The organism is Methylobacterium sp. 4-46, from assembly GCF_000019365.1.
Classification (GTDB): Bacteria; Pseudomonadota; Alphaproteobacteria; order Rhizobiales; family Beijerinckiaceae; genus Methylobacterium.
The window spans coordinates 1,894,129-1,920,637 of sequence record NC_010511.1 but is presented as its reverse complement, the minus strand read 5'-3'; the positions used below and the strand labels follow the sequence as shown (position 1 = coordinate 1,920,637).

11 protein-coding genes are annotated in these 26,509 nt (G+C 70.6%); 6 read left to right on the top strand and 5 right to left on the bottom strand.

Going from position 1 to position 26,509, the window contains the following annotated elements; translation table 11 throughout:
• Positions 1 to 57 precede the first annotated feature (57 nt).
• The gene (locus M446_RS08035; RefSeq protein ID WP_012331609.1) at positions 58 to 858 is read left to right on the top strand and encodes a transporter substrate-binding domain-containing protein; all 801 of its coding nucleotides are present in this window, start codon (positions 58 to 60) and stop codon (positions 856 to 858) included.
• Positions 859 to 925: 67 nt separating this feature from the next.
• Positions 926 to 1,909, top strand: coding sequence for an SDR family oxidoreductase (locus tag M446_RS08030; protein ID WP_012331608.1), 984 nt, complete (start codon positions 926 to 928; stop codon positions 1,907 to 1,909).
• A gap of 105 nt (positions 1,910 to 2,014) precedes the next feature.
• On the opposite strand, the gene M446_RS08025 is transcribed toward M446_RS08030, so the two are convergent.
• The 3 genes from M446_RS08025 to M446_RS08015 are packed head-to-tail and all read right to left on the bottom strand — an operon-like array spanning position 2,015 to position 6,543.
• Entirely contained in the window at positions 2,015 to 2,737 is a 723-nt protein-coding gene (locus M446_RS08025) for a metallophosphoesterase family protein (RefSeq protein ID WP_012331607.1), read from the bottom strand.
• On the bottom strand, positions 2,730 to 3,542 hold the full coding sequence (locus tag M446_RS08020) for a hypothetical protein (RefSeq protein WP_012331606.1): 813 nt from the start codon (positions 3,540 to 3,542) through the stop codon (positions 2,730 to 2,732). The genes M446_RS08025 and M446_RS08020 overlap by 8 nt, the downstream gene beginning before the upstream one ends.
• A gap of 58 nt (positions 3,543 to 3,600) precedes the next feature.
• Positions 3,601 to 6,543 (bottom strand): 5'-nucleotidase C-terminal domain-containing protein, encoded by a 2,943-nt coding sequence (locus M446_RS08015; RefSeq protein WP_012331605.1) that lies wholly within the window; start codon positions 6,541 to 6,543, stop codon positions 3,601 to 3,603.
• Between the two features lie 292 nt (positions 6,544 to 6,835).
• Here M446_RS08015 and M446_RS08010 point away from each other — a divergent pair, with 292 nt between their 5' ends.
• The 3 genes from M446_RS08010 (at position 6,836) to M446_RS08000 (ending at position 12,891) form a co-directional block, all read left to right on the top strand.
• Positions 6,836 to 7,393 carry a YbhB/YbcL family Raf kinase inhibitor-like protein gene (locus M446_RS08010; RefSeq protein ID WP_012331604.1) on the top strand — a complete coding sequence of 186 codons (558 nt, stop codon included), beginning with the start codon at positions 6,836 to 6,838 and terminating at the stop codon, positions 7,391 to 7,393.
• Positions 7,394 to 7,666: 273 nt separating this feature from the next.
• The gene (locus tag M446_RS08005) at positions 7,667 to 11,968 is read left to right on the top strand and encodes an AMP-binding protein (RefSeq protein ID WP_012331603.1); all 4,302 of its coding nucleotides are present in this window, start codon (positions 7,667 to 7,669) and stop codon (positions 11,966 to 11,968) included.
• Positions 11,969 to 12,222: 254 nt separating this feature from the next.
• Positions 12,223 to 12,891 (top strand): helix-turn-helix transcriptional regulator, encoded by a 669-nt coding sequence (locus tag M446_RS08000; RefSeq protein ID WP_012331602.1) that lies wholly within the window; start codon positions 12,223 to 12,225, stop codon positions 12,889 to 12,891.
• A gap of 136 nt (positions 12,892 to 13,027) precedes the next feature.
• On the opposite strand, the gene M446_RS07995 is transcribed toward M446_RS08000, so the two are convergent.
• Both M446_RS07995 and M446_RS07990 read right to left on the bottom strand, forming a co-directional pair.
• A complete protein-coding gene (locus tag M446_RS07995; protein WP_012331601.1) occupies positions 13,028 to 18,415 on the bottom strand; it encodes a choice-of-anchor I family protein in 5,388 nt (1,795 codons plus the stop codon).
• A 518-nt stretch (positions 18,416 to 18,933) separates the two neighbouring features.
• Positions 18,934 to 25,251, bottom strand: a complete 6,318-nt coding sequence (locus M446_RS07990; RefSeq protein WP_012331600.1) for a LamG-like jellyroll fold domain-containing protein — start codon at positions 25,249 to 25,251, stop codon at positions 18,934 to 18,936.
• 348 nt (positions 25,252 to 25,599) lie between these two features.
• Here M446_RS07990 and M446_RS07985 point away from each other — a divergent pair, with 348 nt between their 5' ends.
• Positions 25,600 to 26,484 carry a LysR family transcriptional regulator gene (locus M446_RS07985; protein ID WP_012331599.1) on the top strand — a complete coding sequence of 295 codons (885 nt, stop codon included), beginning with the start codon at positions 25,600 to 25,602 and terminating at the stop codon, positions 26,482 to 26,484.
• Positions 26,485 to 26,509: the final 25 nt, after the last annotated feature.

Here is a 26,509-nt window from a genome sequence, read left to right as displayed (position 1 = left end):
GACGGGCGTCCCGCCCCGCCGGGGCGGGCCCGAACGAACCACCAAGGAGGAACACCCATGACCGACCTGACCCGCCGCGGCGCGGCCCTCGCCCTCGCCGCCGCCTGCCTCTCCGCCTCGACCTCGCTGGTCCGCGCCGACAGCCTCGACGCCGTCCGCAAGGCGAAGCGGATCCGCATCGCGGTGGCGATCGGCATCCCGCGCTTCGCCTTCATCGACCAGAACCTCCAGCCCACCGGCTCCGACGTCGAGACCGCCAAGCTGATCGCCCAGGACCTCGGCGCCGACCTCGACCTGATCCAGATCACCAACGCGGCGCGCGTCCCGACCATCCAGACCCGCAAGGCCGACATCCTGGTGGCGAGCCTCGCGGTCACGCCCGAGCGCAAGAAGGTCATCGACTTCACGGTGCCCTACGCCACCCTCAACATCGTGGTGGCCGGCGTGCCGGCCCTCGCCGTGAAGGGCTACCCGGACATCGTCGGCAAGCGCATCGGCGTGACCCGGGCCACCGTGAACGACATGCTGGTGACCCAGAACGCCAAGGGCGCCGAGATCGTCCGCTTCGAGGACGACGCCACGCTGATCACCGCGGCGGTGTCGGGCCAGGTCGACCTCGTCTCGACCCAGGAGGCGGTGGTGGCGGTGATGAACGAGAAGCGCGCCGACCGGCCCTTCGAGACCAAGTTCGTGCAGAGCGAGCTCAACCTCGGCATCGCCCTGCCGCAGGGCGAGGACCGGCTCAAGGACTGGCTCAACGACTGGGTGCGCAGCAACATGGCGAGCGGGCGCCTGACCGCGCTCTTCCGCAAGTTCCACGGCCGCGACCTGCCGGCGGATCTCGTCACGCGGACCTGAGCGGCCCGGCGGAACATCGGCTCCGGCCGGGGGTTGCGTGGCGACACCCCCCGACCCGGAGGCCCGCATGACCGACCTGCGCCACGCCACGGTGGTGATCACCGGCGCCTCGAGCGGCATCGGGCGCGCGGCCTCCCTCGCCTTCGCGGGCCGCGGCGCCCGCCTCGCCCTCGCCAGCCGGCGCCGCGAGGCGCTGGAGGAGCTGGCACGGGAGTGCCGGGATCGCGGCGGCGAGGCCGTGGCGGTGCCCACCGACGTCACCGACCCGGAGGCGGTCGAGCGCCTCGCCCGCGCGGCGCACGAGTCCTTCGGGCGCCTCGACGTCTGGATCAACAACGCGGGCACCGGCGTTTTCGGCCCGTTCCAGGACGCGCCCCTCGACCTCCACCGCCGCACGATCGAGATCAACCTCCTCGGCGGAGTCTACGGCGCCTACGCCGCCCTGCCCTACTTCCTGCGCCAGGGCCGCGGCACGCTCATCACCACCATCTCCCTCGGCGGCTGGGCCCCCGCGCCCTTCGCGGCGGCCTACACGGCGAGCAAGTTCGGGCTGCGCGGCTTCACGGCGAGCCTGCGCCAGGAGCTGCGCCGCCACCCGGGGATCCACGTCTGCTCGGTCTTCCCCGCCATGGTCGACACGCCCGGCCTGGAGCACGGGGCCAACGTCTCGGGGCGGCGCATCGATACCGGGCCGCTGGTCTACGCGCCCGAGGACGTCGCCGAGACCTTCGTGCACCTCGCGCGCCACCCGCACGACGAGGTCGCGGTCGGCTGGCCCGCCCGCCTCGCCCAGGCCGCCTACGCCCTCGCCCCCGGGCCGACCGAGCACCTGATGGGCATGGCGATCCACGCCGCCCTCGACCGGGCGCGCCCGGCGCCCGTCACGCACGGGGCGATCCGCGCGCCGCGGCCCGAGCAGCCGCGGACCAGCGGCGGCTGGCGCGCCCGCAAGGGCCTGCCCTCGGCGCGGGCGCTCAGCACGGTCGGGGCGGTGATGGGCGCGGCCGGGCTGATGCTCCTCGCCTCGACCCGGCCGGCGCGGGGGCGCTGATCGTCCGACATCCGACGGATTGCGTCGCCATGCGGATGTCGGCGTCGCTCAGGCGCCGCGCGGGCTCGTCATCCGCTGTCCGGATGTGAGCGTCCGGAACGCGTATCAGAGGTCGAGCAGCGCGTAGGGCCGCCCGTTCGGCTTCGGGATCTGCATCGCCACGTTGTAGACCGGCACCCCGCCCGGCGTGCGGCCCTCATGGGTGCCCCGATGGGCGTGGCCGTGCACCACGGCGCCGACCGGGAAGCGGTCGATCGTCTCGGCGAGCCGCGACGAGCCGAGGAACGGGAAGATCTCGGGCGGCTCGCCCTGCACGGTGGCGGCGACCGGCGCGTAGTGCAGCACCACCATGGCGCGGCGGCTCGCCACCTGCCGCATGGCGTTCTCCAGGCGCATCGCCTCCCGCTGGCTCTCGGCGACGAGGCCCTTGATCGAGGCCTCGCCGAAGGCCCCGAGCGTGAAGCGCCCGAAGCCGCCCACGAAGCCCTTGACCCCGACGAAGCCCACGCCCTCGATCTCGACCGACTGGCCGTCGAGGAGCCGCATCCCGGTCTGGCGCAGGATGCGGCAGACCTCCTCGGGCGCGCCCGCTTCGTGGTCGTGATTGCCGAGCACCCCGACCACCGGGATCGCGCAGGCGCGCAGGTCCTCGGCCAGGATCTCGGCCTCGGCGGCGAGGCCGAGATCGGTGAGGTCGCCCGCCAGCACCAGCACGTCGGCGGCCCGGGAGATCTCGGCGAAGAGATCCCGGTAGGGGGCCGCCGCCCCCTCCTTCACGTGCAGGTCGCCGATCGCCGCGACCCGCAGCGGCCCCGCGCGGTCAGCCATGCGTCTCCTCCGTGATGCCGTCCCGCCACGCCCCCTCGCCGCCGAGATCGGCGAAGCCCCACTCGCCCACGTCGATCGCGTAATCGACCCGCGACAGCATCCGCCCGCGGCAGATCTTCATCTGCGGCGGCGGCAGGCGGCGCTGCTTGTCGAGGCGGTCGAGCAGCTCGTCGAGGAGCCAGGCCGGGACCGCGTCGCGCTCCGTCGGGTAGATCCAGCGGAACATCAGCAGGTGGGTGAGGAGCAGCTCCCAGTGCATCTCCATGTAGCCGAGCAGGCGGTGCCAATCGATGGCGTCGTGCGCCCGCAGGATGGTGTGGGCCACGTCGGCCCCGTCGAAGCGGTGGCGGAGCTGGATGAAGCTCTTCGACCAGACGAGCTCGGTCGGGCCGATGATGGCGAGGCGCTGGCCGAAGAGGTCGATCGTGCTCGCGTGGTCGAACCACGCCCGCGTGACCGGCGTCGCCCCGCTCGGCGAGGCGTGGATGACGTCGAAGAAGAGGTCGCCCTCGAAGACCTTGCCGAGCCAGCGCTCGTCCTCGATGGCGACGCGGTAGCCGAGATCCTGGCAACGGGCGAGGATCCGCGGCGCGTCGCCCGGCATGCAGAAGACGTCGAGATCCTTGGTCCGCCGCGCGATGCCCGTATGGGCGCTGACCGCGTAGGTGCCCGCGAGCAGGAAGGGGAGCCCCGAGGCGGCGAGCTGACCCAGCGCCTCGGCGTAGAACGCCTCAGCCCGCGGATCGGCGAGGCTCGGCTCCGCCTTCGCGACGATCTGCGGGAGCGGGGGATGGGGATCCGGCATCCCGCCCCAACCGCCCGGGCGCGCCGCCGGTTCCTCGGATGAGGAACCGGCGGCGGCCTCAGGCGAAGGTGAAGGTCTGGGCGGAGAGGCTGGCGACCTGGACGTTCTGCAGGGTCAGGCTGTCACCCGCCCCCACCGTGATCACCGCGTCCGCCCCCAGCTGCTGGGTCGCCGCCTGCACGGCCGCGAAGGACGTGAACACCCCGCCGTTGAAGGCGATCACGTCCCGCTCCGACCCGCCCACCGTGAAGTCCCGGATCACGTCCTGGCCGTCCCCGCGCCCGTACGCGAAGATGTCCGAGCCCCGCCCGCCCGACAGCGAGTCGTTGCCCGCGTTGCCGAACAGAAGGTCGGCCCCGTCCCCGCCGAAGAGCTGGTCGCTGCCCAGGCCGCCCGACAGGTAGTCGTTCCCCGCCCCGCCCATGAGCACGTCGTCGCCCTGCTCGCCCGCCAGGAGGTCGTCGCCCGCATCCCCGTCGAGGACGTCGCTGCCCAGCCCGCCATAGAGGCTGTCGCGGCCCTCGCCGCCGAAGAGCTGGTCGTCGCCCTCGTCGCCGAATACGTAATCGTCGCCGGATTCGCCGTGGACCTCGTCGTTGCCGGCCCCGCCCGACGCGAAGTCGTTGCCCTCGCCGGCCCCGACGAAGTCGTTGCCCTGCTCGCCGAACACGAGGTCGCTGCCGGCCGAGCCGAAAACCCGGTCGGCGCCGGTGCCGCCGTAGACGCGGTCGTTGCCCGCGCCGCCGTCGACGATGTCGTCGCCCTCGTCGCCGAAGACGAGGTCGTCGCCGGCCTCGCCATTGACGCTGTCATTTCCGGCACCGCCCGACACGAAGTCGTTGCCCGCCCCGCCCAGGACCGCATCGTCCCCGTCCTGGCCCGAGACGAGGTCGCTCCCGTCCCCGCCCAGCATGGAATCGTTCCCCTGACCGCCGGCCAGGGTGTCATTGCCGGCATAGCCGAAGATCTCGTCGGTGCCGGCCGTGCCCGCGAGGCTGTCGCCGCCGCCGGTGCCGAAACGGCCGGAATTGAACACCGTGTCGGCGCGGACGCTCAGGTTCTGGATGCGCAGATCCTCCGAGGACGCGGTGTCGACCGCGCCGTAGGGCTTGTCCGCCGTGCCGTAGCGCGCCTGCATGTACTGCGCGAAGGCGGCCTGCTCGCCGACCACGTTCGCCGGCACGTTGGCCGGCGCCGTGAAGTCGAGGGACTTGTCGACCGGCGCCGACAGGCGGCCGTCGCCGAGCAGGTAGCGGAAATTGTCGCCGTTCTGCTTGGTCGGATAGCCGTCGCCACCATTTGCCGTGAAGTTCAGTGAGACGACGCTGATGCGGGCGGGGGCGTTCGGTAAAACGGCGCCGTTCTCCACCACCTTGGCGATCACCGTGCCGGCCTCGTCGGTCAGCGCGATGCTGCGCACCTTCGACCCGGCCGGCTGCGACGGGTCGTAGGAGAACTTGACGCCGCCGATCTGCGGATAGCCGCCGTTGCCCGGCGCGAGTCCGGCCCCGTATTCGAGGATGTTCTTGAGGCCCTGGGCGGTGGTGTCGAACACCATCAGCTTGTTGTCGAAGCGCAGGGCGTTCTCGACGTCGAGCTGCGAGACGCCGCCGGCGGGCTTGCCGGCCTCGGCATTGGCCAGGGGCGGCAGCTTGGCGCCGGCATTCGGGTCGTTGCCGCTGCCCCCGCTCACCGCGCCGATCGAGGCGAGGATGCCGCCGCCGTTCTTCAGGGAGACGAGGTAGGGCTGGCTGGCGACGGCGCGGGCCGCCGCGGCGGCGTTGGCATCCGCCGAGAGGTCGCCGAGATTGGTCTCCTGGGCGCGCCCGAAGGCCCGGTCGCCCTCCAGGTAGACGCCCGTGAAGCCGTAGACGTTGCGCTCCTTGGTGCTGATCACCTGGCCGACCGCGTCGGTGACCTCCCTCACCCGGGCGCCGATCGAGCCGGGCGCGAAGGCCCGGGCGATGTCGGCGCCGTAGGCGGCCTGCAGGGTCGCCTGGGTCGCCGCGTAGGTGCCGCTCACCGCCGGGTTGAGGCTGCCCGGGACGATGCGGCCGTTCTCGTCGAAATCGACCACGAGGCGGCCGAGATAGGTCGATTCGCTGTCGGTGGCGACGATCATGGTCGGGGCGCCGTCCGCCCCCGCGGTGACGATCGGGTAGGGACCGGCGGAGGTGGCGTCGTGGCCCGGGAAGGCGGCCTGCACGTCGGTCGCGTCGCCGAGGCGGGTATGCGAGCCCGCCGCCAGGATGATGTCGACCCCGCGCAGGAGCGGCGCCAGGGCCTGCTCGTTCGAGAGGAGCTGGAGGTGGCTCTGGAGGACGATCTTGTTGACGCCCTGGGCGACGAGCGCGTCGATGGCCGGCTGGAGCTGGCTCGCCAGCAGCGCCATGTCGTCGCGCTCGACGAGGTTGTCGCCGGGCTCGCCCGCCTTGGGGAATCCGTTCACCTCCGTGCCGGTCGGCGAGGAGATCCGCTCCAGGAGCTGGGTCGTGGCGCCGACGACGCCGATGCGCTCGCCGTTGACGGTGACGATGGTCGAGGGCGCGATGCGGCCGGCGATCGCCGAGGAGGGTTGCCCGCCCGCGGTCGCCCGGCCGCGCAGGGCCGCGTCGCCCGAGAAGTCGAGATTGGCCGAGAGATAGGGGAAGCGCGCGCCGCCCCAGGCGCCCGAGGGCGTGATCGCGTCCGCGACGGTCTGCGAGCCGAGATCGAATTCGTGGTTGCCGATGGCCGAGGCCTTGACCCCGTAGGCGTTGTAGATCGCGACGTCGGGCCGGCCGAGGGCCGTGGCGCCGACGACGCGGTTCAGCGCGGGGTCGGCGCCCGCGGTGAGGAACGGGCCGGGGATGTAATTGTCGCCCCCGGCGAGCACCAGCGTGTTGGCGTACTGGCCGTCGAAGCGGTCGATCAGCGCGCCCATCACCGGGGCGGTCTGGGTCGAGAGGGTCGAGCCCTCGCCGTCCGACATGTGCAGGAGCTGGAGCGTGTAATTGGCCATGCGAACCCCCGTTGTCGTTGCCGGCCTGCCCGGATGGCCGATGCGCCCGTGCCGGGTTGCCGCCGATCGATTGTTTCCGCTGCGTAACGGCAGCGCATGACGGCGGGATGAAGCGTGGGCGTTCCCGGACGCGGGCGGATGCCCGCGCGGGGGCCGAGGCCGAGGCCGAGGGCGGAGGGCCGGCCGCACAATGATCGTTTCGGCACAAAGTTTGAGCGCTTTCCGACTCATGCCGCCGGGCGGAACTCCCTAACGTCGCGGGCGCTCTCGCCGTCGAGAGAAGGGGATTCTCATGACGCATCGTCCGGCCGCATTCATTCTCTCCTTGTGTATACTGTTTTCCAATTCCGCCATGGCGGAGTCGTTCAAGTTGACCAGCTCCGACATCTCGGACGGGACATTCATGAGCGCCGCTCAGGAGTTTCAAGGCTTCGGATGCACGGGCGGCAACCGCTCGCCGCATCTGTCGTGGAGCGGAGCACCGGCCAAGACGGAAGCGTTCGCCGTCTTCGCGTACGATCCCGACGCTCCGACGGGCAGCGGCTGGTGGCACTGGCAACTCGTCAACATCCCCAAGGAGGTCACGAGCTTGGCCGCGGGGATCGGGGAGACCGGCAAGGGGCTCACGCCGGCCGGAAGCATCAGCGTCACGAACGATTACGGCATTGCCGGGTTCGGCGGGGCCTGTCCGCCGCGGGGACACGGCGTTCACCGCTATCAGTTCACCGTCTACGCGCTCTCCAAGAAGCTGGATCTGCCCGCCGGCGCGTCGGGCGCCCTGACCGGCTACATGGTGCGGGCCCACGCGCTCGGATCGAGCACGATCGAGGCCCTCTACAAGCGGGACTGACGCTCGCCTCGTCGCCGTGGGCGGTGACTGCCGCCCCTGCATTGCGTCCCGCTGCTCAATCGCCGGCCGTGCCGATGCAACGGGACGCCCCGTGCCCCAAGGGAGGAGACACCATGTCGATCGATCTCACCGAGGTGGAATGAACTTCCACCGGCTCAAGACGGCACGGAACGGCCGATCCAAAATCGGATCCGGCGTGTCCGGCTTCTGGACGAAATTTATTCTCGTCGAGCCAGGACATCGAGCCACCGTCTTCTTGGGCCATGAAATGGAATGAATACAGAGATGGGAAATTCCAATAGCAAAACGATCTCCAGACCGCGCGTTCTGGCGCTTCATGGCTACGGCAGCAACAGCACTGTCACCAGAATGCAATTGGAAAATTTAAGAGTAACGAGTTCAGATTTCGATATCTTGTACGTCAATGGACCCATTGCGGTCGAGGAAGCCGGTCCAGGGATCGCGGATCTCGGAGATCTGGTCAGTGGACCTTGGTACTCCTGGCTCCCGTCGGATCATCCTGGAGCGGTCGATGGCCGCGTCCTGCTCGGCGCGATCTGCGATGCCGTCCAAACGGTCCTTCTGCAGATCGAGGAGTATGGGCCGTTCGACGGAATCTACGGTTTCAGCCAAGGCGGGGTCATCGCGAGTTTGGTGAATGGCTTGGCCCACGACGATGCGCTGATCTCCGCCTTGCGGGATCGCACGGGTCGAGACCCCTCGCACGGGCTTCAGGGGCGAATGCCGGCTCGTGGAATGGTGGCGGCGTGCGCGGGCGCCTCGATCCCGTTCCCCGACCTGCGCATGCGTGCCGGGTTGGGCGCCGGCCCGTCCGTCGTTTCGGGAACGCGATGCGTTCACCTCATCGGCCGCAACGACGACCTCAAGTCATGGTCGGAATCGCTCGCGCTCACCACCGATCCGCGGCGCACGAGCGTGTTCTATCTGAGGGGCGGTCACGAGATCGGTCGCGCCGAGCGCGACGACACCGAGATCTGCGGCAACGTGCGGCGATGCCTCGCGGGTGAAGAGACGGGATCCGGGGAGCCGGACGGATCCGAGGCGATCGCCTGGAGGATGTCGAGCGCACGCAGTTTCCGGTCGGTCGCGACCGACGTGCAAGTGGCCGCCGTGCGGAGCGACACGGATGGCTTGCCGGACACGATCGCCGGCACGCTCGCGGCGCGTCCTGCCGAGGCCCCTCTCCTGCGTTGGGCGCGCGGGAGCGATCCTTCCGTGCACACGACGTACGGCCAGTTCCTCGATTTCTGCCGGCCCGGAGGGGACGGCGACCTTCGCCGCATCGGCGTGCGGGCTGGCGACGTCGTCGCCTACTTGGCCCCCCCGGGAGGGAGCGCCACGGCCGCCGCTGCGTTCCTGTCGATCGCGTCCCAAACCTGTGCCGTGCCCCTCACGCCGAGCATGAGCGAGGCGGATGCGACCCAAGCTCTCGACTCGTGCGGCGTCGCGCACGTCGTGACCTTCGACGGCGTCTCGTCGCCGGGCGTATCCGCCGCGATCGACGGCTTCGTCCGCGCCGGCAAGGCCACCCTGCACCGCGCCGTTGCATCGACCGCATCTCCCGGCCTGTTTCGGTACGCCGAGACTCGCGGCGAATTCGAACACCTGCCGGTTCTGGCCAACCCGCCGGAGGCCGTGTGCATCCTGCTTCGCACGTCGGGCAGCACGTCCGTTCCGAAACTGGTTCCTCTCCGCCGGAGGGATCTCGTGCTCAATGCGGCCCTTCTGGCCGATGGGCTCGGGATCACCGCCAGCGACGTGACTTACAGCGTCATGCCGCTCGATCACATCGGCGGGCTCAGCGCCTCCGTCCTGTGCAGCATCGCGGTGGGCGCCTCGATCACCTGCGATGGGGCATACACGCCGCGGGGCATGGTGGAAGCGCTCCTCCATTCCAACCCCAAGCCGACTTGGTACTCCGCCGTTCCGATGATCCACAACGCGACGACCCAGTACCTGCTCGACAACCGTGCCATTTACCTCGACCGGGACGGCAAGCTGCGGGATCATCATCTTCGCTTCATCCGATCGGGGGCGGCGGCTCTGAAGGAGCCCGATCGCGCCGCGCTGGAAGCGACGTTCGGCTGTGAGGTGGTCGCGACCTACAGCATGTCCGAGCAGATGCCGATCTGCCAGCCGCCGAGAACCGGCCAGGGATGGCAGCAGAAGCCCGACTCCGTCGGGGTCCCGATCGTCGCCTCGATGGCGGTGGTGGATCCCGCCACGCTGCGTCCCGTCCCGTTCGGCGTCACCGGAGAGGTGGCGATCTCGGGCCCGACGGTGTTCGCCGGCTACTCGGACAACCCTCCGGCCAACCGGCAGTCCCGCTTCCTGCTGCGCTCGCACGAGGATCACGTTCTCCGCAGCTGGCTCCTGACAGGCGATCTCGGCGAGATGGACCCGGACGGAACGCTCGCTCTGAGAGGTCGAATCAAGGAACTCATCAAGCGGGGCGGAGAGCAAGTATCGCCGTTCGATGTCGAGGCGGTCCTGTCCCGGCATCCATGGGTCGGCACCGCGGTCTGCTTTCCGGTTCCATCGGACCTCTACGGAGAAGAAGTCGGCTGCGCCGTGGTCCTGGCCTCCTCGGCGCCCGGCAACATCACCCAGGCCGAAGCGATCCGGGAATTGCGGGAATTTCTCAGAAGCAACGCGCTGGCCGTGTTCAAATATCCCACCCGATGGAAGCTCGTCGAGGAGCATCAACTTCCGAGAACGACAACCCAGAAATACATCCGAAACGGCCTCGCAGATGCGTTGGGCGTGTCGGATAGCGAGCCGGCCCGGCCTTTGACGAGCGAGGCAGGTGGCGGCGTCCGACGATCGGACGGGAGCAGCCGCACCGGCGCCGCACCCAAGGTCGATTGGTCGACGCTGTCCGGCCTGCGCTTCCTGCTGGCATGCTACGTCATGTTCATGCACATCGGCTCCGACCAATCGTGGGGGGCTTTCGCCAACCTTCGCCAGTTTCCCTGGCATGTGCACGCCTTCTTCGTCGTCGCGGGCTTCTCGCTGGCGGGGTCCATGCCAGCCCCCATCCAGCGGAAGGCCGCGTTCGTCCGCGCCCGAATATTGGCGATGTATCCCCTCTACGCGCTCGCTCTCCTGCTTGCGGTCGTCAATCTGCTGCCGAGCTGCCAGCCGGGAACCTTCTCGAGCGTGTTCCACTGGAACGCCCTATCCGGGGATGTCAGCCGGACCTTCTGCGAAGGCACGCCGCTGCTGCAGAGTTCCTGGATCGCCAACTTCTCCTCCACTCTGCTGATCTACGGCCTGGGGCTCTCGGCGACACCCCTGTGGACCGCGTCGTGGTTCCTGGGTTTCTACTTATGGTTCATATCGATGTATTTTCAATGTCTTATCATATTCCCCTTCATTTACAATCTATTTTACGTCAGACGGGGAATGACACGACATTTGCTGCTGATTGCAGGCGTCGTGGTTGGGATCAATCTGTTCATTCTGCTCGCCTTCTGGTACGGATACGCGACCGACGCCATCGGCTATCCGTTCTTCGATCAATCGACCGGCACAAAGATCAGCCCGGACGCATCCCAGATCCAAATGGCTGGGACAGATAATCTCATCATGCTAGGATTCTATCTGTTTGCCCCATTCTGGATGCTCTACTTTGTGGGAGAGATCTGCGTCGCTTTCTTGTACGACGCCGTTCGCCCCCACGAGCAGCGACACTCCGTAATATGGGGCTACGTCGCTGACGCGATCACGGCGCTCATCATCCTGTACAGCGCAGCGCACGTGATGCAGGGCTATATCCCGCACGGGCCCGAACTGTCGCGCGCGTCCCTCGAAACCTTCTTTCTGCGCCCCGACGCGGCGGACAGCTTCATGGATCCCGGCATCGTCAATCGGACCTGGGACGAGATCAACTCCAGAGTGTGGGCTCCCGTGACCTTGCTCTGGCTCTTTGCCCTGAGCACGGGACGGGGACTCACCGCGCGGATCCTGCGATCCGATCCCCTCTCCCAGACCCTCGCTCCGACGGCCTACGCCTGCTTCCTGTTCCATCAAATGGTCGGCCAGTGGTATTTTGCTCTCACGCGGCACGGAGAGTGGTGGAACTGGTGGAGCTATCGGAAGGAGTTTTACTGGTTCAGTCCACAGCCGGTCCCTGTTCAATGGTTTGAATACTTCTATGTTGTCGGCCTGGTGGTGATCTTCGGCAAGCTGGTCCAACCTCTCGAGAGCGTGATCCGACGGGGATTCGGCGCGTCTCTGCGGCTTCTGACGGGTGAGAGCGCGGCCGGGCGGCCGGAGAGGGACACGCTCGCGACGATCCTCGACATGGTGAGCCGGACGTCGGGCTTGGCGGCCAAGCCGGAGTGGAGCCTCCAGGAATGTGGCCTCGCGTCGCTGAGCGTCGTCCAGTTCACCGCGACGCTCGAGGCCGAGTTCTCGACAGCCAAGCAGAAGCTGACGCTATCGCCATCGGATCTCATCGCGGCGCAGACCATCCGCGAGATCGCGATGATCGTCGATGCGGCGAGGAGCGAGACGCCGCGCCCGACGATGCCGGCACTGCGCGCGGCCTGAGGTCGAACCGCGGCGTGCCGTGACACGCCCTCCCGCCGCCGGGCGGGAGGGCGTCTCGACGTCGTGAGAATAGCCGGTAGGATGACGTGACGTTCGAGGTCCGCCGTGACCGCCTGTGAGCCCTGCGGGACCTCATCCTCTCCATCAAGCGGAATGCGACGGCCGCAACGCCGCGGCCATTCTCGGTCTACACATCCCTCAAGGAGCAGCGCATCCTGAATGCCCCGATCAGCAAGCCGCTCCTGATCTGCGTCATGGCGGGCGTCAAGAAACTTGGAAAAGCGGACGACATCGTGTGTCCAGCGCAGAATTTTCTGTTTCTGCCCAACACCACCAAAATAGACATGAGAAACATTCCGAGCGAGGAGTACCTCGCCCTGCTCATCGAGTTTGAATACGCCGATTTCGCTCAGTTCAAGGAGAGCCCGCCGCAAGAGCCGACCCTGGTTCAAGGGGAGATCGGCTGCACCCTGGCCAAGACACTCCAACAATACATCGAATGGTCCGCTTTCGCGCAGCCCGAACTGTGGCATTTTCGCAGGCAGGAAATCCTCCAGCTGCTTTATCTCTCTGGTCACCGCCAGGTGGGCGGCCTTGCCGCCCGTCGGAGTCTGAGCCATCGAATCCACGACATCGTGTCCGAAGACGTGGCGGGTCAGTGGACTGTCGAGCGCCTCGCCGCGCGGCTCGCCGTCGGCCCGACGACGCTGCGCAGGCGGATCAGGGCGGAGGACACGGGCATCAGGTCCGTGGTGGAGAGGACGAGACTGGGCCACGGCCTGCACCTGGTGCAAACGACCATGGAGCCGATCGGACGCATCGCGGAGCGTTGCGGGTATCTCTCGCAGTCACGGTTCACGCACAGGTTCAAGCGACTGTTCGGCGTCACGCCGTCCGAACTCCGACGGACGCGGCTCCCGTGAGCGGCGCCGGTCCGCGCGGCGCGCCCCGCGCGGCCCTCGCCCTCGGAGGGGCGGGGCCCCGGTCGGGGCCGCCTTCGGAGCGGCAACCGACGCTGCCCGCCCCCGGGCGCGCCCAAGTGGCCAGGTGATCGGGCGGTCAGGCGAAGGTGAAGTTCCGGGCGGAGAGGCTCGAGGCCTGGATGTTCTGCAGGGTCAGCGACTCGCCCACCCCGGCGGTGATCACCGCGTCCGCCCCCACCTGCTGCGTCGCCGCCTGCACGGCCGCGAAGGAGCCGAACAGGCCGGGGCCGAACGCGATCACGTCCCGCTCCGCCCCGCCCGTCACGAAGTCGCGCACCACGTCCCGCCCGTCGCCGCTCGCGTACTGGACCGTGTCCGAACCGGCCCCGCCGAACAGCACGTCGTCGCCCGCCCCGCCGCTCAGCGTGTCGGATCCCGCCTCGCCCACGAGCCAGTCGGCCCCGTCGCCGCCGCGCAGCCCGTCATTGCCCGCGCCGCCCACCAGCACGTCGTTCCCGGCCTCGCCGTCGAGCCAGTCATTGCCCTCGCCGCCGCGCAGCACGTCGTCGCCCTCGCCGCCGACCAGCGCGTCGTCCCCGGCCTGGCCCTCGAGCCAATCCGCGCCGGCGCCGCCGAACAGCGAGTCGTTCCCCTCGCCACCGATCAGCAGGTCGTCGCCACCCTCGCCGGCGAGCCAGTCGTTCCCGACGCCGCCGAACAGCGAGTCGCTCCCCTGGCCGCCGACCAGCGCGTCGTCCCCGGCCTCGCCGACCAGCCAGTCATTCCCGTCGCCGCCGAACAGCGAGTCGCTCCCGTCGCCGCCGACCAGCGCGTCGTCCCCGGCCTGACCGGCCATCCAGTCCGCGCCCTCGTTGCCGAACAGGGTGTCGGCCCCGTCGCCGCCGTCGAGCGTGTCGGCGCCGGCCCCGCCGTAGAGCTGGTCCTTCCCGGCCCCGCCCCAGAGACCGTCCGCGCCGTCATTGCCGCACAGGAGGTCGGCGCCGTCGCCGCCGTCGAGGGAATCGTCCCCGTCGCCGCCGATGAGCTGGTCGTCGTCCTGCTCGCCGAGCAGCACGTCGTGGCCCGCATCCCCGGTGAGGACGTCGTTGCCCAGCCCGCCGTAGAGGCTGTCGCGGCCCTCGCCGCCGGAGAGCTGGTCGTCGCCCTCATCGCCGAACACGTAATCGTCGCCGGCCTCGCCGCTCACGCTGTCATTCCCGGCGCCGCCCGACGCGAAGTCGTTGCCCTCGCCGGCGCCCACGACGTCGTCGCCCTGCTCGCCGAAGACGAGGTCGCTGCCGGCCGAGCCGAAGACCCGGTCGGCGCCGGCGCCGCCGGAGACGCGGTCGTTGTCCTCGCCGCCGTCGACGACGTCGTCGCCCTCGTCGCCGAAGACGAGGTCGTCGCCGGCCTCGCCGCTCACGCTGTCGTTCCCGGACCGACCCGACGCGAAGTCGTTGCCTGCCCCGCCCAGGATCGTGTCCTCGCCCGCCCCGCCGGTCAGCGTGTCACCCGCCGCGGTGCCGGTGAGCAGGCGTCCCACGACCGGGATGGCCAAGCGCGCCAGCAGCGGGTCGTGATCGCTGGTCTGGTCGAAGAAGTCCGCGTTGATGTGCACGGGCTCGAACTGCACACCGGCCGCGAGCGCGTCCGTCACCAGCACGTGGTCGAGGGTCTCGGAATTGCCCTCGAAGACGTAGTCGTAGCGCTGGCCCTCCGGCAGCGTGTCCTGCAGGTCGGAGAGCACGGCGGTGCCGCCGCGGGTGAAGGTGACGCCGGTTCCGGCCCGCGTGTAGCCGGCGAGCGTCGCCTCGCCCTTCAACACGCTGAGCGGCTCCTCGAAGCCGAAATCGTTGAGGTCGCCCGCCACCAGGACCCGCGCCCGCGGGCTGGCGGCCAGGATCCCGTCCACGAAGCTGTTGACCGCCTGGGCCTGGGCGGCCCGCGCCAGCTGACCCGCGTCGAAGGGCGGCTGCTCGGAGCCGAACAGCGCGCCGCTGCCGCCCTTCGAGGTGAAGTGGTTGCTCACCACCGTGACGGTCTCGTCGTTGAAGACGAAATCCGCGGCGAGCGGCGGCCGCGACGCGTAGAAGGGATTGTCGGGGTTGGTCTGCTGGTCGGCGGAAGGGCCCGCGGTGATCGGGCTGCCATCGGGCGCGATGCTGCGCACCGCGTTCGGTGCGAGGCTCACCCGGTCGGTCCGGTACAGGAAGGCCGTGCGGATGTTGCCGCCCGGCTCGCCGCCGTTGGTGTCGTCGCCGATATACGGGTTGTCGATGAAGGCGTAGTCCGGCCCGCCCGCCGCCCGGATCGCCTCGACGACGAGCCGGAACGTGCGCCCCGCCGAGGTGACGGTCGAGGCGGTGTTGCCCGGCCCGTCATCGTCCTGCACCTCCTGCAGGGCGATCACGTCGGGCGTGTTGAGCCTGCCCAGCACCTCGGAGGCGATGGCGGCGAAGCGGGCCGCCCCGTCCGTCGGGTCGAGATTCTCGGCATTGTAGCTCGCCACCAGCAGGTGATCCGCGTCGCCCGCCAGCCTGCCGCCGGTCTTCACCCGCGGGCTCGGCGCCGTCACGGTGACGGGGCTCGTCGCCACGACCTCGTAACTGCCGAAGCTGTAAGTCACGATGCCGGTGACGTCGCCGAGCCGCGCCCCCGTATTCACCTTCGGCAGGGTGACGCCGAGACCGGGATCGAGGCGGATCCGCTCGGGGTTGAAGTCGCCGCCCCGGCTGTTGGCCGCGCCGAGGACCGACTCGCCGCCGCGGATCAGCAGGTTGCCGTCCGGGTTGAGGCCGGTGGCGCCCGCGCGCCCGTCCGCCACCGCGAAGATCTCGCCGAAGGCGTTGGTCGGGCCGGTGGCGAGGGGGGCCGCCACGGTGGCGCGCATGCCCTCCAGGCTCTCCCAGAAGGCGCTGCCCGCCGCGAGGTCCTCGGTCGGCGGCGCGAGCCCGCCCGGGCCGCCGATCCGCACGGCCTCCGGCAGGGCGTTGCCGCTGGAGCGGACCGTCACCGTGACCGAGCCGGCGATCTCGGTGACCGGGAGCGCGCCGCGCGCCGCCCGCGCGGGGACGAATTCCCGGACCTCGCCGCTGACCTCGACGGCGTCGCCGACCGCCGCAGGCGGCTGGCCGCCCGTGAAGACGAAGATCCCGTCCGAGGTGGCGGCGTCGCCGTCGCCGGTCGGATCCTGCAGGTAGAAGCCGTTGCCGGCGACCGCGGTGACGATGCCCGAGGTGGTGACCGTCCGGCCGGCCAGCGGCGAGGCGTCGCCGCTGGCCTGGATCCGGGAGATCGCGGTCTGCGGCGGGGCGAGCTGGTAGACGGTCGTGGTGTTGCCGACCTCGTTGGCGGTCACGAGCAGGGCCTGGCCGGTCGGGCTGTCGGCGGCCGCGATGAAGGTCAGCACTTCGGGCCCCGCGTCCGTGCGGCCCGCGGCGGGCGGCTGGTAGGCCACGAAGGCCGCCTCGGCCGGCACCGTGACGTCGTAGACCATCACGCCCCCGACCCGCTCCAGCCCCACGAAGGCGTAGGTGCGGCCCGCGACCGTGCCGATCGTCACGCCCTCGGGCTCCGGACCCTTGTCGTCCGAGCGGTCGTCGACCTGCCCGTTGCCCTGGTTCTGGTTGAAGAGGGCGGGGAAGTCCCGCGCGATGATCTTCTCGAATTCGCCGCCGGTCTCGCGGACCTTGGTGATGGTGCCGTCCGCCTCCTGGCGGAAGATCGAGAGGCCGCGCCCGCCGAACGTGTAGATCCGGTCGAGGTCGCCGTCCCCGTCGGTATCGCCGTCGATGGTCGAGACGTTGAGGCGGCCGAGTTCGGACTTCTGCTTCAGGGTCGCGGTATCGGGAAAGGCGGTCGGGTCGAGGCTGCGCGTCGCGAGGCGCGCCACGTCGCTGTCGTCGCTGCGCGCGTCGCCCTCGTTGGCGGTGACGACGTAGACCCGGCCGTCCGGCGCCGTGAAGGTCGCGATCGCGTCCGGCATCGGCAGGCCGAACACGGGCTCGCTGCGGATGCGGATCGCGGCCGGGGTCGGCGCGCCGTCGTCGGAGGCGTCGAGTTCGTTGCCGGGCAGGGACCGGTCGATGGCGCCGAGCGGCTTCAGGGCCTTCAGCACCGGCGCGGCGCCGGCGATGTCGAAGACCGCGACGGTGTTGGCCTCCTGAAGGGTGACGTAGGCGGTGGTGCCGCTGATCGCCGTGTATTCGGGCTCGATATCCGCGACGGCGCCCGCGCCCGGGGGCAGGCGCATTCCCGCGGCGCGCAGGGCCGCCTCCTGGCCGGCGAGGCTGGCGAAATCGTAGGTCGCCACGGAGGCGCCGGCGAGGCCGGCCGAGAGGTCGACGAGCGAGACCGAGCCGCTCGGATTGACCGCCGTGCCGGCGACCGTCGCCCGCTCGCCCTCATTGGCGACCACGATCTTCGTGCCGTCCTGATTGAAGCTGAGCTGGTCGGGCTGGTTGCCGACCGTGAGCGGCGCGCGCAGGGCGGCGAGGCTGCGCGCGTCGAAGAACGCGACGGCGCCGTTCTGGCGCGGATCGGCGTTCTGGTAGCCGACCGCCACGACGCCGTTCCTCACCGCGACGGTGTTGGCCGTGCCGAAGCCGGGCAGGTCGCCGAGCGCGATGCTGCCGGTGCGTGTGAGCGCCCCGTCCGCGCCGATCCGCGTCACGTCGATCCGCCCGTCGCGGGCGTTGAGCGTGAAGAGCTGCGCGGTCGCGGGATCGAAGGAGACGACCTCCGCGCCGCCCTCGGCGCCGTTGGTGCCGGAGGCCTCGATCGCGCCGAGCCGGGTCACGACCAGGCTGCCGGTCCCGACCGGGGCGTCGGCGGCGCCCGCCAGCGAGGGAGCCGGGTCCAGGAGCGTCGGCGCCGCCGGCACCGGGCCCGCGGCTTGGCTCGTCACCGCGATATCGTCGACCCCGACCCACTCGTCGCTGCCGGCGGCGTTCGCCGTGATGATGCGGACCTGGAGCCCGGCCTGGCCGTCGGCGGCCGCCGGCAGCACCGCCCGCACGCGGATATCCGGGCCGGAACTGCCCGGCCCCGCGGTGGCATCCGCCACGAAGGCGGCCGGCACGTTGGTCCAGGCGCCCGCCGGTCCGATCCGGTACTGCAGCGCCACCGCCTGGACGGCGTTGTCCGCCCCGTCCTCCAGGTCCCGCAGGCGGTAGGACACGGTCACGTCGCGGCGGCCGGTCGCGTCGAGGAACAGGACGAGGCTCGGGGCGTCCGCGGCGCCCGAGCCCTGCAGCGCGACCGCCGGGTCGGCGAGGGCGAATTCGGCGACGCCGCCGGCGGTGAGGCCGTTCGGGTTGGTCCGGTTGGCGTTGACGTCGGCCGTGACGGCGCCGTCGCCCGTGAGCGCCTGCGGGTCGGCCCCGACCACGCTCGTGATGTCGTCGCCGCGATAGCCCACGATGCTCGGCACCCCGGACCAGTCGTCGTCGGCGGTGATCAGGCCGGGATCGTTCCAGGTCTGTGCGAAGTCGCCGTTGGCGAGCACGTGCGGGACCGCGGTCATCAGTCGCTCCGGGAGGCGTGGCGCGAACGGGCCGGCCCCCGCTGTCGCGCGGGCGTGTCGTTGCCGGGCCGCCGCGGCGGGAGCGATAGCGTCGCTCTGCGACAGCGCGATGAAGAACGCGTCCCCCGCGGTCCAAACCGATCTCGGCGATCCACAACCCGCCGGTCACCGGAAAGCAGATCCGCCAACGCCGGTGCGGCACATCTGCGGAGATCGAAGCCGAATTCTTCCGGTCATTGCCCCCATCCTCCGACGGGGAAACGTTTCGCGCGGCGATTGCGCCGGGCGCGGCGCGACATCGGACCGCCGACGAGGGCACGCCCGAGACCGACGCGGTCCGGCAATCGGCCCCGGGGCCGATTGCCGGACCTTGCGCGGCGCAGCGGGCGCCGCCTCGTCCCAACGGTCGGGTGTCATGACCGTTGGGTGCGTTCTCGCAATTTCGCCGAGCCATCGGCTCGCGCCGACGATGCGAGAGGGTCGACGGCCCGGGGCGTCGGCGTCCCGGGCCGTCGGGATCAGGCGAAGGTGAAGTTCTCGGCCGAGAGGCTCGAGGCCTGCACGTTCTGGAGCGTCAGCGTGTTGCCGGCCGAGGCGGTGATCACCACGTCCGCCCCCACCTGCTGCGTCGCCGCCTGCACGGCCGCGAAGGAGCCGAACAGGCCGGGGCCGAACGCGACCACGTCCCGCTCCGCCCCGCCCGTCACGAAGTCGCGCACCACGTCCCGCCCGTCGCCGCTCGCGTACTGGATCGTGTCCGAACCGGCCCCGCCGAACAGCACGTCGTCGCCCGCCCCGCCGCTCAGCGTGTCGGATCCCGCCTCGCCCACGAGCCAGTCGGCCCCGTCGCCGCCGCGCAGCCCGTCATTGCCCGCGCCGCCCACCAGCACGTCGTTCCCGGCCTCGCCGTCGAGCCAGTCATTGCCCTCGCCGCCGCGCAGCACGTCGTCGCCCTCGCCGCCGACCAGCGCGTCGTCCCCGGCCTGGCCCTCGAGCCAATCCGCGCCGGCGCCGCCGAACAGCGAGTCGTTCCCCTCGCCACCGATCAGCAGGTCGTCGCCACCCTCGCCGACCAGCCAGTCATTCCCGTCGCCGCCGAACAGCGAGTCGGTGCCCTCGCCGCCGACCAGCGCGTCGTCCCCGGCCTCGCCGGCGAGCCAGTCGGCCCCGTCGCCGCCGAACAGCGAGTCGCTCCCCTCCCCGGCCACGAGCGCGTCGTCCCCGGCCTCGCCGACCAGCCAGTCATTCCCGGCCCCGCCGAACAGCGAGTCGCTCCCGTCGCCGCCGACCAGCGCGTCGTCCCCGGCCTGACCGGCCATCCAGTCCGCGCCCTCGTTGCCGAACAGGGTGTCGGCCCCGTCGCCGCCGTCGAGCGTGTCGGCGCCGGCCCCGCCGTAGAGCTGGTCCTTCCCGGCCCCGCCCCAGAGACCGTCCGCGCCGTCATTGCCGCACAGGAGGTCGGCGCCGTCGCCGCCGTCGAGGGAATCGTCCCCGTCGCCGCCGATGAGCTGGTCGTCGCCCTGCTCGCCCGCCAGCACGTCGTTGCCCGCCAGCCCGCTCAGGGTGTCATTGCCGCCGCCGCCCATGATCGAGTCCGCCCCGGCGCCGCCCGTGAGCGCGTCGTCGCCGGCGCCGCCGACCAGGGTCTTGCCGACCGGAGCCTCGCCGGTGCCCAGGGCGACCGCGCGGACGTTGTCGTAGGTGACGCCGCCCCCGCCGTGCCAGTTGTAGAGCGCGAAGGTGCCCTTCTCGGTGTCGTGGATCGCCACCGGCTGCGTGAAGAGGGCGGTGCCGTCGAGCCAGACCTGCAGCTTGCCGTCGACGATGTCGGCGCGCAGGTGGTTCGGGCCGGCCGCGTCGTAGCGGATCGGTCCCTGCCACAGGGTCTGCTCGATGCCGTTCTTCAGGCTGAACAGCTGCGCCAGACCGGTCGTGTCGTCGAGTTCGATCTTGTAGTAGTTCTTGTCGTCCTGGTAGTGCAGGAGCAGGCCGACCCCGCCGCGCGCAGCGGTGAAATCGGTCTCGACGCTGTAATCCTTCCACTCCGAGGCGCCCGGGCCGTCGTAGACGGCGTAGGTGCCCTTGCGCAGGGCGTGCACCCCGTCGCCGAGCGGACTCCAGTTGAGCTTCCACTGCGCGCTCGGCGCCGTGTCGCCGCTGCCGCCGAGTTCGCGGCTGTAGCGGTCGGACGCCTGCCGGAGGACGCCGTCGGAGACCGACCACGCCGCCGCCTTGCCGATCTCGCCCTCGTCCACGAAGCGGAAGTTCCGCGCGCCGGCGGAGAAATCCTCGTCGAGGAGGAGATCCCGGGCCGCGACCACCTCGACCCGGACCGTGTCGCTCGTCCGCCCGGACGGGCCGTCGAGGTCGAGGCGCAGGAGATGCGCGCCGGTCCCTAGGGCGAGGCGGGCGTCGAGGTCGCTCGCCAGGACCTTGCCGTTCTCGCTCCACTGCGCGCGGGCGCCGTCCGCGACCCCGAAGCTGGTGCGGCCCGACAGGTCGACGGCGGCGACGGCGTCGCCGTCCCGGTCGATGACGCGCTGGGCCTTGCCGGCATCCGCGACGAGCACGCCCTTCTCGACGAAGACGTCGTCGAAGACCACCCCGCGCTGCCCCTCCGTGAAGAGGCCGACGGTGCCGCCGGCGAGCGGCGCGCTCGCATCCGCGACCGCGCCGCCGAACAGCGCCTCGCCGTCCAGGGTGGCGAGCAGCTTCCCGCCCTCGACGGCCAGTGCGACCCGGAAGGGCCGGTCGTAGGGGCTCGGACCGCTCTCGCGGGCGAGCACCGTCTCCGCCCCGGCGCTTCGCTTGACCAGGAGGCGCTGGTTCTTCGCGTTGTCGAAGGTCACCGCGTAGTAGGTGTTGGGGTCCTTGTAGTAGGCGACGAGGCCGAGCGCCTTGTCGTCCTCGGCCTTCAGGGTGGCCGAGACCGTGTAGCCCGACCAATCCTGGCTGCCCTCCCCGGTCCAGGTCATGATCCCGGAGGCGTCTTTGGAGGCCCGCAGCGCGCCCTCGGGAGGAGCGATGCCGGGGACGGATTGGCGGCGCGAGGCGACCGAGCCGGCAACCTGCCAGCGCTCGCTCGGCGCCGCCCAGCCCTCGGCTTTCCCGTCGTTGAAATCCTCCTGCAGCAGGGTCCGGGCGTCGACGACCGCGACGGTCGCCTGGTCCAGGCTGGTCGTGCCGTTCGCCCCGGTGGCGCGCAGGGTCAGGCGGTGCACGCCGGCGCCGAGCTCGACATTCGCCACCGCCCCGGCGGCGATCACCTCGCCATCCGCGTTCAGCCAGTCGCTGCGCGCGATCTGGTGCTGCGGATCGGTCGACCCGCTCCCGTCGAGGCGGACGCTCGCCCGCGTCGCCGGGCCGGCCGAGACGGTCTGGTCGGCCCCCGCATGGGCGACGAACTGCACCTTCGGCGCGCTCAGATCGGTATTCGCGAGGGTCTCCTGCTGCTCGCGGAACGCTCCCGTGAGCTGCGGGCCGCCCGCATTGCTGCCGATCGTCTGCGACATGCTGCCGTGACCGATCGTCGGCGCGAAGGTGCCGTCCGTGAAGTCGAACTGCACCGCGTTCACGCCGGCGAGCGGCGCGCGCAGCGGGCCCGCGGCGCTCGGGCCGCCGAGCGCCGCCACCTCGTCGCCGCTCAGCGCCTTCTCGATGAAGGCGAAGGAGGAGAGCGAGGCCGCGATCGTCTCGCTGCTGTCGTCGGCGAAGATCAGGAAGCCGGAGGCGCCGATGTCGTAGGGCGAGCCGACGGTCTGGGTGGCCTGCAGCACGCCGTCGACGTATTTGCCCATCGTGTAGCCGGCGCCCGCCCGCTCCACCGTGATCGCGAGGCGGGTCCACTTGTCGAGGGGCACGCGGCCCTCGTCATGGCCGCCCGTGCCGATCAGCGCGTACCCGTCGCGGAAGTTGAGCCAGAGGTCCCCGTCCGTGAGGTTGTCGAGATCGCCCTGGAACAGTGAGGACAGGTGGCCCTCGGCCGGCAGCTTGAGATCGTAGATCAGCGTGTAGGCGCCGAAGGTGCTGCCGCCGTCGGAGGGCGCGAAGCCCGGCGTGACCTTGAGGCCGTTGAGGGGATTGAAGCGCGGCACGGCGATGACGCCGCTCGGCCCGTCCCCGACAATGTCCCGGCCGAAGGTCACGGGCTGGATCGCGCCGCCGCCCGGGGCGGGTGCGCCGCCCTTGCCGTTGCGCGAGGGCTCGGGATCACCCCGCGAGCCGGTGAGATACTCGTCGAAGGCCGACAGGTAGGTCTCGGTGTCGACCCGGTTGTTGTCCGGATCGATGGTGATCAGGCGGAACGCGCCATTGCCGCCGTTGCCGCCCCGGGCCGGGTTGCCGTTCCCGGTGATCTCCGTCGAGACGCCGTCCTGATAGTTCACGAGCATCTGGTAGACGGGCTGCCCGGCGTCATTGTAGCTGACGATGGTCTCGGCGCCGTCGCCGAACACGTGGCCCGAGAACACGAAGCTGATGTTGGTGTGCTTGGACACCAGCTTCTGCCACATGTCCTCGCCGTTGTTGGGGTTCTCGGGACTCTTGCCGGTACCGTAATCCTTGCCGGTGCCCTCGCCGAAGAGCGGGCCGGACAGGTTGTCGGCGCGGGTTCCCATGTTCGTGTAGTGATGGGTCGTCAGGATCGCCCGGTAATCCGGGTGCGCGTCCAGCACCTCGCCGGCCCAGCGCAGGACGTCGTCGCGCGGGCCGAATTCGAGCGACAGCGCGATCCACTTGGTGCCGTCGGCGCCCTCGAACGTGTACCACGCGTTCTGGGTTTCGCCGGGCTCCTGATCGTAGACGCCGCCCAGCGTCGAGTTCTGACGCATGTAATCGATCGAGAAATACTGCGACTGCAGCGACTTGTAGTCCTTCGCGTTACCGGTCAGGTCGTGGTTGCCGGGCTGCGTCGAGTACGGGACGACGCCGTTGAGCCGCGCCATCGCCTCCTTGGCGACCGTCCACTGATCCGCCCTGTTGTCGTTGGTGATGTCGCCGGTCTGCGTCACGAAGCGGATGTTCAGCGCCTTGGCGTTGTCCGCCACCCACTGCGTCATCCCGTCGAAAGTCTTCCGGCGCTCGCCCGGATAGGCGTAGTCCTGGGTGTCCGGGACCGCCACGATCGTGTAGGCGCGCGGGCCGGCGACCCGGACGCGGAAATCATCCGTGTAGACCTTCCCCTCGGCATCGGCCGCCTGCACGTGCACGTCGGAGAAGCCGAGCGCCCCGACGTCGAGCAGGAGCTTGCGGCCGTCGAGGCGGCTGGCCAGCACCTTGCCGTCCGAACTCGTCGCCTTGAAGTCGCGGAGGCCGGAGGCGGTGAAGTACTGGTCGAGATCGACGGTCAGGGTGCCGGCATCCGGCGTGACCATCATGTCCTTGATCGCGCGGAGCTGGACGGGCTTCGGCGCGGTCGGGCCGGTCGGGGCCGGCGCGACGGCCGGGAGGCCCGCGGCGCCGGTGGTCTCGACCACGAGGTCGGCGTTCTCGGCCTCGATCACCCCCTTGCCGAGGGTCGCGGCCAGGGGCGACTGCGCGGCGAAGCGGAACTCGCTGCCGTTGGCGCCCGTGAAGGTCTGCTCGAGGGACGGCGGCACGATACCGGCCGCGCTCGGGCCGCCGAGCGCCTTGACCTGCGCGTCGCTCAGGGGCGCCTCGATGAAGGCCACGTTGCTGACATGGACCCGCGAGGACTCGCCGTCCTCGTCGGAGAAGATCAGCACGCCCGCCGCCTTGTCGAACGCGTAGCGGGCCGCGTCCGACACGGTCTGGACGCCGACCTGTTCGCCGTTGATGTACTTGCTGATCACCACCTCGTTGTTGCGGGTCTCGACCGTGAAGGCGATCCGGTTCCAGGCGTCGAGCTTGGCCGAACCCGCGTAGTCGCCGCCGATGCCGATGCCGTAATGATCACCCGAGACCTTGCCGAACAGGTCCGCGTCGTTGCCGTTGGCCGGATCGGTCTGAAGGAAGGGGATCCAGCCGCTGGTCGCGTCGGCGGCCGCCACGTAGACGTCGAAGGCGATGCTGTAGGAAGTGGCGGTCCCGCTGCCGCCCGGCTTCAGGTGCAGCTTCTGGCTCCGCGCGCCGGCCGGGACCGTCATGATCCAATCCGGCGGCGGGGCGGGCGGGATGCCGGCCTGGTCGGCGGTCACGACCGGCGCCGACAGGTTGCGGGACGTCAGGGTCACGTCCCCGAATTCCGGCGCCAGGGAATTCTCGGCGAAGCGGAACTCGCTGCCGTTCGCGGCCCGGACCGCGGTCCGCAGCGCGCCGGAGAAGACGCCCTCGCGGTTGGCCCCGCCGAGCCCGGCGATCTCGGCCGGGGTCAGCGCCTTCTCCGCATAGGCGAAATTCGACAGGTAGGCCGGCGAGGTCTCGCCGTCCTCGTCCGAGAAGATCAGGAATCCCTTGGCCTTGTCGATCGTGTAGCGGTCCGCCTCGTCCGACTTCTGGCTGCCGACCCACTCGCCGTTGACGTACTTGTTGAGGGTGACCTTCCCGTCCACGATCTCGACCGTGAAGGCGACGCGGTTCCAGGCGTCGAGCTTGGCCTCTCCCTTGTAATCGCTGGCAATGCCGACGCCGTAGCTGCCGTCGGCGATCTTGCCGAACAGGTCCGCGTCGCCGGCATTGTCGGGGTCGGTCTGGAGGAACGGGAGCCAGCCGCCGGCGGTCGCGGCCGGGACGTAGACGTCGTAGACGAGCGAGTAGGCCGTCGCCTTGCCGCTGCCGCCCGGCGTCACCAGGAGGCCCTGGTCCCGGTCGGCCTTCGGGATGCGGAGCATCCAGTCGGTGGTCTGGTCCGCGTCGTTCGCAGGATTGGTCGTCGCCATGGTCGCGCCTCGCCGCAAGGTCATCGGGGCTCAGGCCCCGCCTGACGCAGCGGCTAGCAAGCGAAGCCGAACCGGCCTGTGACAATCCCGCAAGAAATCGAACGTCGTTCCATCCCGGTTCTCGATGCGGGCCATCGCCCGGGATGATGGATGGCGCGGATCAGCTTGCGTCATCAGCGTGTTGCAGTTCACATCCTAGCACGGCGCGCGAGGATCCGGCTCCGTCCCGGGGGGCGGCCGCGGGTCGGGCGCCGCGGGAGCCCGGCCGGCGGCAGGGCCGCGGCTGCGCGGCAGCGCCCGGCGGCGTCGGCGCGGATCCGGCGTCACGCGACGGAACGGGCGGCAGCCATGTCGATCAGCAAGTTGCGAGCCTTCCACCTGGTCGCCATGGCGGGGGGCTTCACCCAGGCGGCGCGGCAGGCCTCCGTCAGCCAGTCCAGCCTGTCCGGGCAGGTCCGCGACCTCGAGGCCGCCTCGGGGGTCCACCTCTTCGACCGCAAGCCGCGGGGGGCCGAGCTCAGCGAGAAGGGGCGCGGGCTCTTCGCCATCACGACGCGCCTGTTCGAGGCGGAGGCCGAGGCGCAGCGCTTCCTGCGCCGGGCGCCGCCGGACGGCGAGGCCGGCCACCTGCGGGTGGCCGGGGACGGGCCGGTCCTGCCGCTCGGCATCCTGCGGACGCTGCAGCAGCAACGCCCGCGGCTGACCTTCTCGCTGGTGATCGACAATTCCGACCGCGTGATCGAGCAGGTGCAGAACTTCCGGGCCGATGTCGGCGTCACCGCGAGCCGGCCCGACACCGACCAGATCCACGCCACCTACCTGATGTCGATGCGGGTCGGCCTCTGCGTGGCGCGCGGCCACCGGCTCGCCGGGCGGCGCGTGGCGATGCGCGACCTCGCCGGCCTCGCCCTCGTCCTGCGCGAGCGCGGATCCCGCACCCGCGCGGTGCTCGAGGCCAACCTCGCCGAGCACGGCGTCGTCCCCGGGCCGATCCTGGAGATCTCGACCCGGGACGGGGTCCGCGAGGCGGTGGCGGGCGGGCTGGGCTGCGGGGTGGTCGCCGACCGGGAATTCGGGCACGATTCGCGCCTCGCCTACGTGCCGATCACCGACGCCCGCCTCGCCATCGACGAGTACGCGATCGCGCCGGCCGAGCGGCGCAACCAGCCCCTCGTCCGCGCCTTCCTCGACGGGGCGCAGCGCTGGAGCCGCGCCCTGCCCGAGATGGGCTGATCCGGGATCCGCTTTGATCAAGCGG

What these genes read in the sequence shown, in the direction of transcription:
- M446_RS08035 (WP_012331609.1), top strand. Translation starts at nt 58, where the DNA reads ATGACCGACCTGACCCGCCGCGGCGCGGCCCTCGCCCTCGCCGCCGCC.
- M446_RS08030 (WP_012331608.1), top strand. Translation starts at nt 926, where the DNA reads ATGACCGACCTGCGCCACGCCACGGTGGTGATCACCGGCGCCTCGAGC.
- M446_RS08025 (WP_012331607.1), bottom strand. Translation starts at nt 2,737, where the DNA reads ATGGCTGACCGCGCGGGGCCGCTGCGGGTCGCGGCGATCGGCGACCTG.
- M446_RS08020 (WP_012331606.1), bottom strand. Translation starts at nt 3,542, where the DNA reads ATGCCGGATCCCCATCCCCCGCTCCCGCAGATCGTCGCGAAGGCGGAG.
- M446_RS08015 (WP_012331605.1), bottom strand. Translation starts at nt 6,543, where the DNA reads ATGGCCAATTACACGCTCCAGCTCCTGCACATGTCGGACGGCGAGGGC.
- M446_RS08010 (WP_012331604.1), top strand. Translation starts at nt 6,836, where the DNA reads ATGACGCATCGTCCGGCCGCATTCATTCTCTCCTTGTGTATACTGTTT.
- M446_RS08005 (WP_012331603.1), top strand. Translation starts at nt 7,667, where the DNA reads ATGAATACAGAGATGGGAAATTCCAATAGCAAAACGATCTCCAGACCG.
- M446_RS08000 (WP_012331602.1), top strand. Translation starts at nt 12,223, where the DNA reads ATGGCGGGCGTCAAGAAACTTGGAAAAGCGGACGACATCGTGTGTCCA.
- M446_RS07995 (WP_012331601.1), bottom strand. Translation starts at nt 18,415, where the DNA reads ATGACCGCGGTCCCGCACGTGCTCGCCAACGGCGACTTCGCACAGACC.
- M446_RS07990 (WP_012331600.1), bottom strand. Translation starts at nt 25,251, where the DNA reads ATGGCGACGACCAATCCTGCGAACGACGCGGACCAGACCACCGACTGG.
- M446_RS07985 (WP_012331599.1), top strand. Translation starts at nt 25,600, where the DNA reads ATGTCGATCAGCAAGTTGCGAGCCTTCCACCTGGTCGCCATGGCGGGG.